The following is a 15,316-nucleotide window of genomic DNA, read 5'->3' on the forward strand; positions in this document are numbered from 1 at the left end:
TTCCAGCAAAAATCTACTCTAAAACGGCAAAACGGTTCTTTTTTATAACTTAAAACTCAATTTTTGTTTTTATTTTTTACAAAAAACAATACATTTGAAACTTAATAATATTTAAACCCAAAATATATGTCAATTTGGAAAAGAAAACCTTTAGCCCAGCTATTAGCCGAAGCTGCTGATTCTGAAAAAGGATTAAAAAGAACGTTAACAGCTTGGTCATTAATTGCATTAGGAATTGGAGCAATTATTGGTGCTGGTTTATTTGTTAGAACAGCAATGGCGGCATCTCAAAACGCGGGCCCATCCGTAACTATTGCATTTATTGTTGCAGCTATTGGTTGTGCATTGGCAGGATTGTGTTATGCAGAACTTTCCTCTTCAATACCAATCTCAGGTAGTGCATATACGTATACTTACGCCACAATGGGCGAGTTTTTGGCTTGGATTATTGGTTGGGATTTAATTCTTGAATATGCTGTAGGCGCAGCAACTGTGGGAATTGCTTGGAGTGAATACCTCAATAATTTACTCATTAATGTGCTTCATATAAGCCCCATACCCTACTCGTTGTCGCATTCTCCGTTTCAACAAAATCTAGAAACTGGCGAACACGGATTGATTAATTTACCGGCTCTATTTATAGTGGGGTTAATCAGTTTATTGTTAATAAAAGGGATTCAAGAATCAGCATTTGTTAACGGCATCATTGTGGTTGTCAAAGTAACAATTGTTGTTTTGATAATTATAATTGGTTGGAACTTTGTAAATCCAGCCAACCATACACCGTATATTCCACCAAGTTCTATCTTTACAGACGAACATGGTATTGATCATAATTTTGGTGGTTTTTGGGGAATAATAGGTGCAGCAGGAACAGTATTTTTTGCCTTTATAGGTTTTGATGCCGTAAGTACAGCGGCACAAGAAACAAAAAATCCAAAACGAAATATGCCCATAGGAATTTTAGGTTCCTTGGCCGTTTGTACGGTATTGTATATTTTATTTGCACACGTTTTAACAGGAGTTGCCACCGTAGAAGATTTTAGAACAGGTGGCAAAGAAGCTTCTGTAGCATTTGCAATAAACAAATACATGATTGGCTATGCTTGGCTAGGTCAGTTAGTTACTGTTGCCATTTTGGCCGGGTTTTCATCCGTAATCTTGGTCATGCTTTTAGGACAGTCAAGAGTATTTTATGCCATGGGAAAAGACGGATTATTGCCTAAAATGTTCAGTGATTTGCATTCAAAATACAAAACACCCTACAAAGCAAATCTTGCAATTTTAGTTATTGTTGGTGCATTCGCAGCCTTTGTTCCTGGCGACATTGTAGGTGACATGACCAGTATTGGAACTTTATTTGCGTTCTCACTTGTATGCGTTTCAGTAATAATTTTAAGAAAAAAAGAACCTAATATGGTTAGAGAATTCAAAACCCCATTCGTACCTTTAGTTCCTATTTTAGGTGTAATCACTTGTGTATTAATGATGGCTGGATTAGGCTGGACCAACTGGTTGAGACTTTTTGCTTGGATGGCAATTGGAATCGTTTTCTATTTCGCTTATGGCAAAAAGAACAGTGTTTTAAACAATACCGACCAAGAATAAATTTAGATAAAACCAAAAAAAAGGATTTTAAAGCGAACCACTTTAAAATCCTTTTTTTTTGTTATAGATCAAAAACCGAAGTTCGTTTGGCTCTAATTAAATCCTTTAATCGCATCCAAAAAGCTAATGTGAGGTACACCGCAAACCACAATCCAGCTGTCACAAAGGATAAATAGATAAAAAACAAACGCACATTACTAGCGCGCATTCCTAACGTATCCGCAAGACGCGAGGAAACATGGAAACCGTGTTTTTCGAAAAAAAATTTGAGTTTGTTCACCTGCTTTCAATTTGTACAAAAATACAAAAATATCTCCTACTACAGCAGCTAATTATTCTTTACTAATGCTAGACCAATTGCGCAGGACAGACACTTACTTTTATTGCAATATTCGTTTTTGAGTTGCAACATCGATTGGGTTTCAAAAGCACTTTGGGGTTTGATTCCAAAAGAACTAAACTTATCAACAACAGCATTTTTCTCTGGTTTTATAGCCCTTAACAAGGGAATTAAATCTTCAATTATCTCCTTTCCAATGCTTCTTGCATAGGCAAATTGAATGGGAATAATGGTATTTATAATCAATAAATCGATGAAGGATTGTGACAATACTTTCTTTTTCTTGGGACTTTCTTTATCAAATTGGTAGTGATTTTGCCAGTAGTTCGATGCTGAAACTTGGAACAAAGCATACATTTCGTCTAAAGAATTCAAGCTGCAAATTTTTGAAAATAAATTTTGCTCACGGTGGTACACATTGGCTAATTGCGAAAGCCGAATGGTGGGAAAATTATCTGGTCGGTGTTTAAAAAACTGAACGGGTGCAACTGTTTTAGTTTCTAATTGGAATTTATGCACCATATAAAAATACCGGAACTTCAAATCCTTGAAATAGGTATCTTCCTTCTCTAAATCTAACAATCCTGCCGTTCCAAGCAACAAAGCTTCCAGATTTTCGACTTCAAAACTTTCTTTCCTGATTACCGAAAATGGGATTGATTGCGCTATTGTCATAAAAATTTCACCATTGGAATTCAACCCAAAATTCTTGGCCAAAAGTTGGAACAAAACCGCTTCCCAATCCTGATTCGTTGCTGCTAATAAATCGAAAATGGGTTTGGATTTTCGTTCTAAACGTTCAAAAAACAAGCGTTCTTGCCAATTTTTAAGCACAAATTCGTCTGTATCTTTTAATTCTTTCTCACAAAAAATCCACGATTTAGGAGTAAGTAACGATTGGTAATTAGCAACCGTAACGGCATCAACATAGTGCTTTAATTCCAAGACGGGAATTTCGGTGTTATTGCTCCTGAAAATCTCGGTATCATGTTCCCAAACTACATGAAGAATTACGTTTTCATACCCCGTATCTCTCTCGTGGTGGTGCACGTACCAATCCGAAGATTTAAGGTGAATTTCTACGTTTCCAGCCCATTTTTGATTGCCAATAGTAATTTGCGCATTAAAAAAATCCGGCCCAGCGAGTGCTAAATACTGCCCGACATTACTAATCGTAATGGCTTCTCCAGTAAAGGTTTTTAAATTCAAAACATCAAATTTTTTGAATTTCCAGAGGTAATGGAGAAAATCTTCTTTCATGCTTTTTTAGATAATTACTATTAAAGGAGTAAAAAACAGACCCCTACCAAAAAACTAAAGTAGTAAAAAAAGTGACAGGTTGTCTTACAAAAACAAAAACACTTTGTCCCCGCTTGTTCCAAAAGAAAAGGTGCTATAAAAACTATTGCAATAAATACAATTGAGCACAAGCACGAGCATCGGACAAGGCTTCGTGATGGTTTAATTTTATATTCATTTCGCGACAGCAATCGCTTAATTTAGTTGGTTTCAACCCTTTGGCTTTGTATATTTTAACGGTACATTCCCAACGAGCCGCAATATTCAAATCGTCGTAATTGAGACCACAAAGCGCCATTGATTTAGCTAAAACATTGCGGTCAAAACTTTCGTTATGCGCCACAACAATGCGATTTTGCAATCGTTTTTGAATTTCAGGAAATACTTGTGCAAAGGTTTTAGCATTAATCGTATCCTGCGGATAAATTCCATGAACTTGAATGGTATACGGATTGTATTGATTGTACGGAGGCTTGATTAAAGTCACGAATTCATCGACAATTACTCCGTTTTCGACGGTAACAATTCCTACGGAGCAGGGATGAAAAGCGGTTGCCGTTTCAAAATCTATAGCGGTGAAGGTCATTTGATTTGAGATTATTGGTTTTTTATTGACATTGTTATTGCAATTTCTATTGAAAATTAATTGTTCATACGCAGAAAAATCTTCTAATTGCAGTTAAATCTTTTTATTTATATTTCCTAAAGCATAAAATTCAGCGTTAAAACAAACTCAAGGTTTAGTTGACCATTTCTTCTACTTTAATTTCAAAATTCAATTTAGAAAAGCCGACTATATTTGACTTACGTTAGCATTTTTTTTTTAGAAAATACGCTCCTGAAATTCAATTTTAATAGCGCACAAATATAATGAAGAATACAGTTATATTGGTGGCAAATTCAAAACCTGCAGCGCAATTAAAACGAATTGGATAAATTTCAGTTCCTCAAAATTGGCCTTTACACTTGTATGAAAAATAACAGTTTATTTAGAAAATATTTTACTGTAGCTCCGTTTTTTTTTATACTTTTATTATAGAAAATGATTCATTTAAAAATACAAGTAATTTAACCCATTAATACTAAAATTATGATAGTACAGTATCAAGGAAAACAGCACGGAATTTCAACTTTATTTACCATTCGGATAATTGGAAATAACTTGTCAAAATCAAGTTCCAATTATCAAATTGACTTGTTGGTTGGCGACAAACAATTGCCCACTTTCACAACCGAAATCCATCAGAGTTTGTCTAATTGTTTAAAGGAAATTTATTTGTTTAGAAAACACAACCATATTCTTTTTGACGCAACTTCAGAAAAAATTGGCAGCCCTTTAGTCCCTTACGATTTGGTGTTGTTTAATTATAACAAACCTACTTTATTTATGGCGTAAGTTCCATTTAAACTTTATTCCTAAAACTGTTCTTTGAGCAGTTTTTTTTATATAAAATAGACTTTACCCATTCCCAGAATTTGATTTTAAATAAAATAGCCCCAAGTTTCCTTGAGGCTATTTCTTTATATTGAAAATGGTTTATGCCACGGCTTCTTTGATTCTGCGCAAAGCTTCTTTTAGTAATTCTTCGCTGGTAGCGTAAGAAAAACGAATGCAATCTGGATTTCCAAAGGCATCTCCAGTTACAGTTGCTACATTGGCCTGTGCCAAAAGATACATAGAAAAATCGTTAGCATCTTTAATAAAAGTACCATTTAAGGTTTTTCCAAAGAAAGAAGAAACATCAGGAAACACATAGAATGCCCCTTCTGGAACGTTAATTTTAATTCCTGGGATTTCTTTTAACAAACCAACAACTAAATCTCTGCGGCTATGAAACGCTTGAACCATGTGATTCAAAACACTTGGATCCGCATCAACAGCAGTAATCGTGGCTCGTTGTGCCACGGAATTGGCTCCAGAAGTTACTTGACCTTGAATTTTTGTACAAGCTTTGGCAATGAATTCTGGCGCACCAATATACCCAATACGGTATCCTGTCATGGCAAAAGCTTTGGCAACTCCGTTTACAGTAATTGTTCTTTCAAGCATTCCTGGAATAGATCCAATGCTACAAAAAGTTCCCGAAAAATTAATATGCTCATAAATTTCGTCAGCAACTACATATACGTTTGGATATTTTTCTAATACTTTGGCCAAAGCGGTTAATTCCTCACGGTTATATACAGATCCACTTGGATTACAAGGAGAACTAAACCACATCATTTTCGTTTTTGGCGTAATGGCAGCTTCTAACTGTTCTGGTGTAATTTTAAAATCAGTTGCCACAGATGTAGACACTTCTACAGGAACACCACCAGATAACTTAACGATTTCAAAATACGAAACCCAGTATGGTGCTGGCAAAATCACTTCGTCACCATCATTAAGCATTACTTGTGCAATGTTGTACAAGGATTGTTTTGCTCCCGTTGACACCACGATTTGAGAAGGTTTGTAATCTAAACCGTTGTCTCTTTTGAATTTTCTACAGATAGCTTCTTTCAAATCAGCGTAACCTTCAACTGGTGAATAGGTGCTGTAATTATCGTCAATAGCTTTTTTGGCCGCTTCTTTAATGAAGTCTGGTGTATTAAAATCAGGTTCGCCTAAACTTAAACTGATAATGTCTTTTCCTTGCGCTTTTAATTCTCTTGCCAAAGCGGCCATGGCCAATGTTTGTGATGTCGCCAGATTATTAATTCTGTCTGAAAGTGGATTATTATTCATTAAAAAGGTGTTGATTGCCTTTAATTCTGAATCAGAAGATTAAAGGAGGTTAATTAATATTTTAAAAAAAATTATGATTTTATATGCTTAATTCAGGTTTCATTCCTAACTCTTTCAAATGCTTGAAATGAGCGATTACTGCACTGCGCATGGTTTTATATTCGTAATACGGCAGGTTGCATTCGGCTGCGGTTTCTTTGACAATTTTGGCAATTTTACCATAATGAACGTGACTGATATTCGGGAAAATGTGGTGCTCAATTTGATGATTCAATCCGCCAGTGTACCAGTTTACAATTTTGTTTTTTGGAGCAAAATTAGTGGTGGTAAACAATTGATGAATTGCCCAAGTATTGTCCATTTCACCCAACTCATTTGGAGACGGATTCGTTGTTTCCTCTACCACATGCGCCAATTGAAAAACAACACTAAGTATCAATCCAGCGGTGTAATGCATAACAAAAAAACCAATAAGCACTTTCCACCAAGTTATGCCAATTACAATGGGCAAAACAATCCAAATAGACACATAAATAAATTTAGTAATTATCAAAGTTGTCCAAAGTATTTTGGGACTTTTGGCTTTACCATAGGATAATTTTCGTTTCAAATAGCTTTTCATTTGTTTAAAATCAGTAGTAATTGCCCAATTGAAAGTCAATAATCCGTATAAAAAAACAGAGTAATATTGTTGAAAACGGTGAAAATTGTACCATTTTGCTTCTTTTGTAAAACGAATCACGCGCCCAGCATCTAAATCCTCGTCATGACCAGGAATATTAGTATACGTATGGTGCAAAACATTGTGCTGTACTTGCCAGTTGTACACATTTCCAGCAAGAACATAAATAGTGCCTCCCATTACTTTATTGATCCAGTTCTTGGTCGAATACGATCCGTGATTACCGTCGTGCATGACATTCATCCCCACACCTGCCATACCTATTCCCATAACAATTGTCAATAAAAGATGCTCCCAAAAAGGCATATCTAATGTCAAAATCAAAAAATAAGGCGCTAAAAAAACCGCAAATAAAATGATCGTTTTCATATAAAGCCTCCAATTTCCAGTTTTTTGGATATTGTTTTCCTTGAAATAATTGTTAACTCGAGAGTTAAGCGTCCTAAAAAACTTTAGATTATCTTGCTTGGCAAAAGTTATTGTGGTGTTATTCATGTTTAAATTGTACTAGATTACAAAGGTAATTATTATAAATTTTCGATTCACAAAATTGCTACAAATATTTCGACTCTAAAGTATTACTTTTGTTAAAAATTATAAAGATGGACGAGATTCTAAAGTATTTTCCTAATTTGACTGCTATTCAAAAAGAACAATTCGAAAAATTGGATTTTTTATACCACGATTGGAACGAAAAAATAAATGTTATTTCTAGAAAAGACATTGATGCTTTGTATACCAAACACATTTTGCATTCGTTAGGAATTGCCAAAATTATAAAATTCGAACCCGGAACTTATGTTTTGGATGTAGGCACAGGTGGCGGATTTCCTGGGATTCCGTTGGCTATCTTGTTTCCCGAAACACGTTTTTTCTTGATTGATATTATTCTAAAAAAAATAAAAGTAGTACAAGCTGTTGCCGAAGCATTGGAACTCAAAAACGTAAAAGCCGAACAATTGCGTGCCGAAAACGTAAAAGGAGATTTTGATTTTATCGTGAGTCGTGCGGTAACGAATATGCCAGATTTTGTTTCTTGGGTAAAAACCAAAATCAAAAAACAAAACAAACACGAACTCAAAAACGGAATTCTGTACCTAAAAGGAGGTGATCTAACTGAAGAATTAAAGGATTTCCCCAAAGCTACAGAATATAATTTAGCAGCTTTTTTTGAAGATGAGTTTTTTGAAACTAAAAAAGTGGTGCATTTGCCGTTGAAGTTTGTGGTTTAAATTGCTAGTATTTAAAAGATTAATCTCGTAGAATTATAATTAATTTACATTTTTTATCAGCTATTTTAAATTATGCATATACTAAAAAAGGCATTATCACATTGTATCGCTTTATTCGCTATCCTTTTAGTATTGACAGTGTTTGGATGCAATAAACAAAAGGAATTTAAAAGAAAATATTCATTTTATCGAGCAATTAATACTAATGATACCGCTTATTTATCCATCTCGGTGACAAAACCCTTTTTTGTGGGTAATTATGAGATAAGGTATGAAAATTCAGGGAAAGATTCAGGAGAAATCAGAGGAAAAATTTCAGGTGATACTTTATTAGGGCTATTCAATTGTATTACATACGGCGGAAATAACAAAATAGTTCCAATTGCTTTGTTAAAAAAGGGAAATAAGCTTTTATTAGGCAAAGGATTGGAAATGAACTATATGAATATTCATTATTTTTCAAAAGAGGAGCCAATTGTATATACCAATCCTGAGTTTGTTTTTGAAAAAATAAACAAATCAGAAAAGAAGAAATAAAAAAAATTTTCTTTCAAAAGGTCTTGTTTCTTATCACAACACAAGAAACAAGACCTTTTTAGGAAAAATAAAGTCTGTTAAAAAGACTATAAATTGTCGATTTCTTCTTGCACAATTTCCCAATCCAAAAGCAATTGGTCTAGTTCTTTTTTCTTTTTGTTGTAAGCCATAAAAAATTTGGCATCTTCAATATGCTTATCATAATTAGAAGCCAGCATTTTGTCGTCATGCTGAATGTCTTTTTCTAATTGTTTGATTTGGCTTTCTATTTTGCTTAATTTATTCTGCAAAGCTTTCCCTTTTTTCTGATCTTCGTAGGACGCTTTGTTGCTTTCTTTTGGAGCAGTAGCTTTTTGGGCATCTTTTTTCTCGACTTCTCGCATGTTTTCTAGGTTGCGTTGTTCCAAGAAGTAGTTGATATCTCCTAAATATTCTTTGATTTTTTGGTCTTTGAATTCGTAAACCAAATTCGACATTCCTTGCAAGAAATCCCTGTCGTGCGACACTAAAAGTAACGTACCACCAAATTTTTGAAGGGCAGCTTTCAAGACATTTTTAGATTTTATATCCAAGTGATTCGTGGGCTCATCCATCAACAAAACATTAATGGGCTGCAACAACAATTTGCATAGCGCTAAACGGTTTCGTTCGCCACCTGAAAGGACTTTAACCTTTTTCTCTACATCATCGCCACGGAACAGGAAAGAGCCTAACATATCGCGTACTTTCATGCGGTTAGTATCAGCGGCAGCATCCTCCATGGTTTGCAACAAAGTAATTTCGCCATCAAGATATTCAGCTTGATTTTGTGCAAAATACCCCAATTGTACATTATGTCCAAGTTTTATAGTGCCTTGGTATTCAAATTCGTCAACTATTGCCTTGATAAAAGTAGATTTTCCTTGTCCGTTTTGTCCAACAAAAGCAATTTTACTTCCTCGTTCTACTAGCAAATTAATATCCTTTAGAATCGTTTTGTCGCCATAACTTTTGGTCACGTTTTCGGCTTCGACCACAACTCTACCTGGCTCTTTTGAAACAGGAAAAGAAATATTCATCACCGAATTATCATCTTCATCCACTTCAATTCGCTCTACTTTATCTAATTTTTTTATAAGCGACTGAGCCATAGAAGCTTTGGAAGCTTTGGCACGAAATTTTTCAATTAGCTTCTCGGTTTCTTCAATTTTTTTGGCTTGATTTTTTTGAGTTGCTAATTGTTTTTCACGAATTTCATGTCGCAATTCTAAATACTGCGAGTACGGTTTGTTGAAATCATAAGCTTTACCAAGCGAAATTTCGATAGTTCTATTGGTTACATTATCCAAAAACATTTTATCATGCGAAACAATTACAACGACTCCCGGATAATTTCGAAGGAAACTCTCTAACCAAATAATACTTTCAATATCCAAGTGATTCGTAGGTTCATCCAGCAATAAAACGTCATTGGCTTGCAGTAATAATTTAGCCAATTCAATTCGCATACGCCAACCGCCCGAAAAAGTTTCGGTTTGATTGTCAAAAACTTCCCTTTTGAAACCCAGACCCAAAAGAATTTTTTCGGTATCGCCTACATAATTATAACCGCCTAAAAGTTCAAAACGATGGGTGTACTCGGATAAATCTTCGATAATTTGACTGTATTCATCACTTTCATAATCGGTGCGAGTGACTAATAAATGATTCACTTCTTCCAGTTTCTTCTCTACAATTTTAATCTCCGTAAAAGCTTCGTACGCCTCCTCGAGCACGGTTCTTCCTTGTTCAAAATCAATATCCTGACGCAAAAAACCCATCCGAAGATCTTTCTCTTGTGAAATAACCCCTGAATCAGGAGCGAAATCTTTTGCCAACATTTTAAGCATGGTCGATTTCCCTGCACCATTTTTACCTACGAGACCCACTCGATCTCCAGCACCCAAACGGAAGGTTACTTCTTCAAACAAATAAGAACCACCAAACGAAACCGATAAATTGTGTATATTAAGCATATTTTGTGACTAATGTTACATAAGGAACTTTTCAAAAAATGTACCTTTGTTAAAAATTTTTGCAAATGTTAAAAAAAGGATCCAAACTAAATAGTATTTTAACAGGAACTTGTCCTAAATGTCAGAATGAGAGCATGTATTTGGATAAAAATCCACTTCATTTAGGCTCTGTACTAAAAATGAATGAAAATTGTAGCCATTGTGGCTTGCGATATCAAATCGAGCCTTCCTTTTTTTACGGCTCCATGTATGTAAGTTATGGATTAAATGTTGCCATAGGTATTGCTGCATTTATTATATCCTACGTCATCTTTAAGGCTGGAATAAAAACCGCTTTTATTGCCATAATAGCGAGTTTGGTAATTTTATTCCCGTGGGTTTTGCGTTGGTCAAGAAATATTTACATCAACATGTTCGTTTCGTACGACCCAAAAACAAAATAATACCTTATTTGTTTTTATTCAAAAAACGCTCAATATTGATTTCTTTATCCAGAGGAATATCGTTTTCAATACATTCGAATAAGGCTTTTGCCATTGCTGGCCCGAGCATGACGCCACGCGTTCCCAATCCGTTTAGAATATGAACTCGATCATGGTTAGGATGTGTCCCAACTAGCGGACGCCTGTCTTTTACGGTAGGACGAACTCCAGCAAAATGAGAAATAATTTCAAAATCACAGGTAATTATTTCTTTAATACGGTCTACCAATTCCAATTTTCCCTCCTCTGTGGGGAGATTAGTTTTGTCTTTCCAATTGTAAGTTGCGCCTACTTTGAATAAATCATTACCCAATGGCAATATAAAAACACTCGTGTTTACAATTACTTCCAAATTTAATTCAGGAGCTTTGATAATAAAAAGCTCCCCTTTGGTTCCATCCAAAGGCAAATGACTAAAAAAAGGATTAGCATGCAACCCAAATCCCTCTGCAAAAATAATATGTTTGGCTTTAAAATTTTGATATGTAACGCCGTTAGCTGCTATTTTTAATTCGTTGTAATCGAAAGTAGCTGCTAGAAACAACTCATTGTCAGTAAGGTATTTTTTGTATTTTTCTAACAAAGTTGCTGTGTCTACATATCCTGTTTGCAGAACTTCACCATAACCATAAGGCGAAGCGATTCCGTCAAAAGTTTTAGTAATTAATTTAGTTGACAAAAAAGGAGCTAAACCCACTTTATCCGATGCTAAAAACCAATTGTTTTGTTCCTCAATTGAAAAAAATTTCCTCAATATTGATATTTGAAAATCCACTTTATGATTTATTTTTTTTTCTAAAACACTATAAAAAGTATTCATAATAGCCAATTGCTCCTGCGCTTTCCAGACTTCGCTAAACCGTTTCAAAATTACAGGATTGTACAAACCACCGGCAATCTTGGAGGAATTTTGCGAATTATTATCCAACACCAAAATAGATTTATGGTGCTGCAAAGCAATTTCTGCAAACGAAATTCCAGCTAAACCAGAACCCACTATTAAATAATCTAACATCCGCATTAAAATTTAAAAGTACACAAAACCAATAACACAAAAAAACTCTTACCGATAAAGTAAGAGTTTTATATAAATTAAAAAAAGTGAATTAATAATTCCACATGTCTTGTTCGAAATTGCGAATTTTCTCTTTCACTCTATCCGATTCTAACAATTGATTTAAAGAATTGTCTTTCATGTATTCATCAATAGCTCTATCACCATAGACATTTTCTTCTTTGTAAATAACGCTATTGAACTTTCTTGAATTTAAGATTTGATCAAACGAAACTGGCATTGCAGAATTCTTGTCATTAAAAGCTTTAGCTTCGTGCAAGACATCCCTAGCCGCTGGGAAGAAAACCCAAAACAACTCAATATAATCCTTCTCTTCAGCATTCATGGTGTACACATCAGGTGTTACTGGGCAAATTCCCAATAAACGATATTTTAATTCACTTTGACGTTTGTCAAAATACCAATATCCTTTTACTTTGTACTGGGTAACATCTTGAGCGGTAAGATCTTGTTTCAAGATATATTCAGCAGGAATTGTTTTAGAAGCTGGCACAGTTTCCTCAACATAAGAAACGACTTTCTTTTTGCCTTTACCAGTAACTACTTTATTTTTCACAACATGCGTTACATAAGCAGTAGGATCTTGATTAATTAGCTCTCTACCAGCATCGGTTGTATCAACTCGCGATAAGGAAGCTTGAATGTCTTTCAATGATTTTTTGGTATTGAAATAACTATCTGTATACACTTCTGTAATCTTACCATTTTTCATGGCTTTAGTCATCACATCATACAAAGAGCGTCTATCAGAACCAATATTAGCTGTGTCAATAGGATAATATAAAGCAAAATTTATTTTCTCGCTCAAGTCGATAATCTCCCAAGTCGTTTTCCCCATCAAAATATCTCTGTCATGAACATACCCGTAAACTAAAGGTTTGTCGTTATCAGAAATAAGTTGTGCTGGTGTTTTTAGACCTATTTCAGAAGGCTTTTTTGCATTAAGCAAATTAGATTGTGCAAAGGATGCAAAAGTCCCTGATATAGAGATAATAGCTATTAAAAAAAATCTTACTTTCATCATGATATTATTATAAAAAATTGAAGTTCGTTTATTAAAAAGAACTATTTTATTGTATTTCAAAAATTACTGGAGCAGTTCTAGGCAACATATAACTACCTGCACCAACCAATTTAGTTTTAATTTCAGAAATGGTAACTTGATCTCCTCTTCCTGCTTTAGAAAGAATCGAATTACATTGTGCATTTAATTTATTACCAGCAACAACAACTGTAGGTTGTCCCGCCACTTTTAAATTGAAACCAACAACGTCTAATCCTACTTCGAAGTCAAAATCTACTAGTTTAGCTCCAATTGTAGAAACTTGTAGGTTTGATTTAGGTCCTTTTACAACACCCATTTCACCCCGTATGGTACCTGCAGGGCCAGGAATACCTTTAATTCTATATACTTTTTTATCAGAAGCTACTTTACCATCTGACATTTTCCCAGAAACTGTAATAGCGACTTCAGTACCTGTTCCAGGTCTCATTTCGTATTTGCCATTTCCAGTTTTAGACAATCCAGGAGCTGAAGCTGTAACTGCATTATCAGCAATTCCAGCAAATGAAATAGACATTGGGTTAACAACACCTCTGTAAACTACGTTCATTTTATCGGCAGAAATAGTAGCTGAATTTGGTCTTGGAACCACTACATATTTACCAGCAAATTTAAGTGGAATATTTTTACCATCTTCCAAAAACGTAAATTGTCCATTAATATTTTGTTCACCAATACCACCAGCAGTCATTGCAATAACGGCCTGACCATTTACAATTTTACCAGGTCCTGAAAAAGAGGTAGGTTTTGTATTCTCGTCATATCGACCTAAAACTACTTTACCAGTTACTTGTTCTCCTTGAAAATAAGCATTTTTGTCTAAAACTACGATAGCCTGATAATTGCTGTAAGAAGCTGCAGCAACTGCTGCTTTTCCTAACAATGTATTATAGACTTCAGTTTCTGAAATTTTAACGTCATTTTGCCAAGCTGAAACTTTTGCTAATGAAGCGACGGCAGGAAAACCCTTAAATTGATATTCCAAAACTGGAATCATTTGACCGTCTTTATTTTTAACATCAGCTAAATTAAATTTAGAATTCACTTCCTCTAAAATTGGTGCTAATTTCTTGTTATTACCCAAAACAGCTTTCATGTCTGCTTTGTATTTTTCAACAGTAGCAATAACTTCCTTTCCTTTAGCCGAATAACCTGCTGGACTAAACCACAAATTGTCAATATTTTCTCCTTTGTCCATATCCTCGTATGGCAATTTACCAGTTTCTTTATCAATTTCTGTTCCTTTAAGAACATCTGCTTTTATACCTGATAAATAGCCGTAAAAAGTTTTGGAAATCGCTTCTACTTTGTGTGCTGTAATTGCTGCTTGAGCAAATTCTCCGCCTGCTTCGGCAGCTTTTGCATCTAAACCAACAAGCATTTGTGTATTACTAGCTTCAGCTGCTGTATTCGATCCTTCAAATTTTTCGTTCATTAATCCAAAAGCGGACATCACTTCTTTGGACACATTTAATGCTAACATTGCGATGAAAACCAAGTACATCAGGTTTATCATCTTCTGTCTAGGGGTTAATTTTCCTCCTGCCATATTTTCTACTAATTAGTTTATTGTTTTTTTATAGTTTTTAAACTAATTATCCTTTGTTACTCATTGCAGAAAGCATACCTCCATAAACCGTGTTAAGAGAAGCAATATTTGAAGTCATTGACTGCATTTGCTCTTTTAGTTTTGTAGCGTTGTCAGCAATTTCGCTGTTCGCTTGTGCATTACGAGTAGCACTTTCTAATTGTACTTTGTATAGGCTATTTAATGACTCCATTTGTGCTGCTGCCATTGACATTTCTTCTGCATATTTCTTTTGTCCAGCCATAGAATCTACGGTTGGAGCAATTCCTTTTGCTGCCGATTCGAAATTTTTGATACTATTTCCTAAACTTGCCATTAATTGACCATCAATTTTAGCGTCTTTCAACATGCCGTCTAATTTTTGAGACAATAATCCTTGTGCATCAGCTGGTGTTTCCACTTTTTTAGTTTTGGCTTTAGCCTCTCCGTTAGCCAATTCTGGGTATACTAATGTCCAATCTAATTCGGCATCAACTGGTTCAAAAGCAGAAAGAGCAAAAATTGCAGCTTCAACAACTAGACCTACTGTTAACATTCTATTACCAGTTATGAATCCAAATTCCATGTGTGTAATTTTGAATAATGCACCGATAATTACAACCGCTGCTCCCATTCCATATGCGAAATTCATTGCTTTTTTACTTAATACTGCCATAATACTTTTTTTAGGGGTTTGTTTAATAGTTTG

15 protein-coding genes are annotated in these 15,316 nt (G+C 34.7%); 5 read left to right on the forward strand and 10 right to left on the reverse strand.

Annotated features, from left to right (window positions below; genetic code table 11):
• Window positions 1-126 precede the first annotated feature (126 nt).
• A complete protein-coding gene (locus tag FNW21_RS02725; protein ID WP_144255203.1) occupies window positions 127-1,608 on the forward strand; it encodes an amino acid permease in 1,482 nt (493 codons plus the stop codon).
• A gap of 61 nt (window positions 1,609-1,669) precedes the next feature.
• Here FNW21_RS02725 and FNW21_RS02730 read toward each other — a convergent pair whose 3' ends face one another.
• The 3 genes from FNW21_RS02730 to FNW21_RS02740 form a co-directional block, all read right to left on the reverse strand.
• Window positions 1,670-1,888, reverse strand: coding sequence for a PspC domain-containing protein (locus FNW21_RS02730; RefSeq protein WP_144255204.1), 219 nt, complete (start codon window positions 1,886-1,888; stop codon window positions 1,670-1,672).
• Window positions 1,889-1,936: 48 nt separating this feature from the next.
• Window positions 1,937-3,208, reverse strand: a complete 1,272-nt coding sequence (locus FNW21_RS02735; RefSeq protein WP_144255205.1) for a DUF2851 family protein — start codon at window positions 3,206-3,208, stop codon at window positions 1,937-1,939.
• Window positions 3,209-3,350: 142 nt separating this feature from the next.
• Complete coding sequence (locus FNW21_RS02740; RefSeq protein WP_144255206.1) at window positions 3,351-3,833, reverse strand: 3'-5' exonuclease; 483 nt, start codon at window positions 3,831-3,833, stop codon at window positions 3,351-3,353.
• 504 nt (window positions 3,834-4,337) lie between these two features.
• On the opposite strand from FNW21_RS02740, the gene FNW21_RS02745 reads away from it, so the two are divergent.
• Entirely contained in the window at window positions 4,338-4,643 is a 306-nt protein-coding gene (locus tag FNW21_RS02745) for a hypothetical protein (protein WP_144255207.1), read from the forward strand.
• Window positions 4,644-4,784: 141 nt separating this feature from the next.
• Here the strand turns inward: FNW21_RS02745 and FNW21_RS02750 are convergent, their stop codons facing one another.
• Entirely contained in the window at window positions 4,785-5,975 is a 1,191-nt protein-coding gene (locus FNW21_RS02750) for a pyridoxal phosphate-dependent aminotransferase (protein WP_144255208.1), read from the reverse strand.
• Window positions 5,976-6,054: 79 nt separating this feature from the next.
• Window positions 6,055-7,152 carry a fatty acid desaturase family protein gene (locus FNW21_RS02755; RefSeq protein ID WP_144255209.1) on the reverse strand — a complete coding sequence of 366 codons (1,098 nt, stop codon included), beginning with the start codon at window positions 7,150-7,152 and terminating at the stop codon, window positions 6,055-6,057.
• A 107-nt stretch (window positions 7,153-7,259) separates the two neighbouring features.
• On the opposite strand from FNW21_RS02755, the gene rsmG reads away from it, so the two are divergent.
• Both rsmG and FNW21_RS02765 read left to right on the forward strand, forming a co-directional pair.
• Entirely contained in the window at window positions 7,260-7,889 is a 630-nt protein-coding gene (gene rsmG / locus FNW21_RS02760) for a 16S rRNA (guanine(527)-N(7))-methyltransferase RsmG (protein WP_144255210.1), read from the forward strand.
• Window positions 7,890-7,961: 72 nt separating this feature from the next.
• The gene (locus tag FNW21_RS02765) at window positions 7,962-8,426 is read left to right on the forward strand and encodes a hypothetical protein (protein ID WP_235889579.1); all 465 of its coding nucleotides are present in this window, start codon (window positions 7,962-7,964) and stop codon (window positions 8,424-8,426) included.
• Window positions 8,427-8,512: 86 nt separating this feature from the next.
• On the opposite strand, the gene FNW21_RS02770 is transcribed toward FNW21_RS02765, so the two are convergent.
• The gene (locus tag FNW21_RS02770) at window positions 8,513-10,420 is read right to left on the reverse strand and encodes an ABC-F family ATP-binding cassette domain-containing protein (RefSeq protein WP_144255211.1); all 1,908 of its coding nucleotides are present in this window, start codon (window positions 10,418-10,420) and stop codon (window positions 8,513-8,515) included.
• Between the two features lie 65 nt (window positions 10,421-10,485).
• Here FNW21_RS02770 and FNW21_RS02775 point away from each other — a divergent pair, with 65 nt between their 5' ends.
• Entirely contained in the window at window positions 10,486-10,863 is a 378-nt protein-coding gene (locus FNW21_RS02775) for a DUF983 domain-containing protein (protein WP_144255212.1), read from the forward strand.
• A gap of 4 nt (window positions 10,864-10,867) precedes the next feature.
• On the opposite strand, the gene FNW21_RS02780 is transcribed toward FNW21_RS02775, so the two are convergent.
• The 4 genes from FNW21_RS02780 to porL form a co-directional block, all read right to left on the reverse strand.
• Window positions 10,868-11,917: an NAD(P)/FAD-dependent oxidoreductase gene (locus tag FNW21_RS02780; RefSeq protein ID WP_144255213.1), complete on the reverse strand. Its 1,050-nt coding sequence runs from the start codon at window positions 11,915-11,917 to the stop codon at window positions 10,868-10,870.
• Window positions 11,918-12,008: 91 nt separating this feature from the next.
• Window positions 12,009-12,998, reverse strand: a complete 990-nt coding sequence (gene porN, locus FNW21_RS02785) for a type IX secretion system ring subunit PorN/GldN (RefSeq protein WP_144255419.1) — start codon at window positions 12,996-12,998, stop codon at window positions 12,009-12,011.
• 49 nt (window positions 12,999-13,047) lie between these two features.
• Complete coding sequence (gene porM, locus FNW21_RS02790; protein ID WP_144255214.1) at window positions 13,048-14,589, reverse strand: type IX secretion system motor protein PorM/GldM; 1,542 nt, start codon at window positions 14,587-14,589, stop codon at window positions 13,048-13,050.
• Between the two features lie 46 nt (window positions 14,590-14,635).
• Window positions 14,636-15,283, reverse strand: coding sequence for a type IX secretion system motor protein PorL/GldL (gene porL / locus FNW21_RS02795; protein WP_144255215.1), 648 nt, complete (start codon window positions 15,281-15,283; stop codon window positions 14,636-14,638).
• Window positions 15,284-15,316: the final 33 nt, after the last annotated feature.

Origin of the sequence: Flavobacterium restrictum, assembly GCF_007097245.1 — a bacterium.
Classification (GTDB): domain Bacteria; phylum Bacteroidota; class Bacteroidia; order Flavobacteriales; family Flavobacteriaceae; genus Flavobacterium; species Flavobacterium restrictum.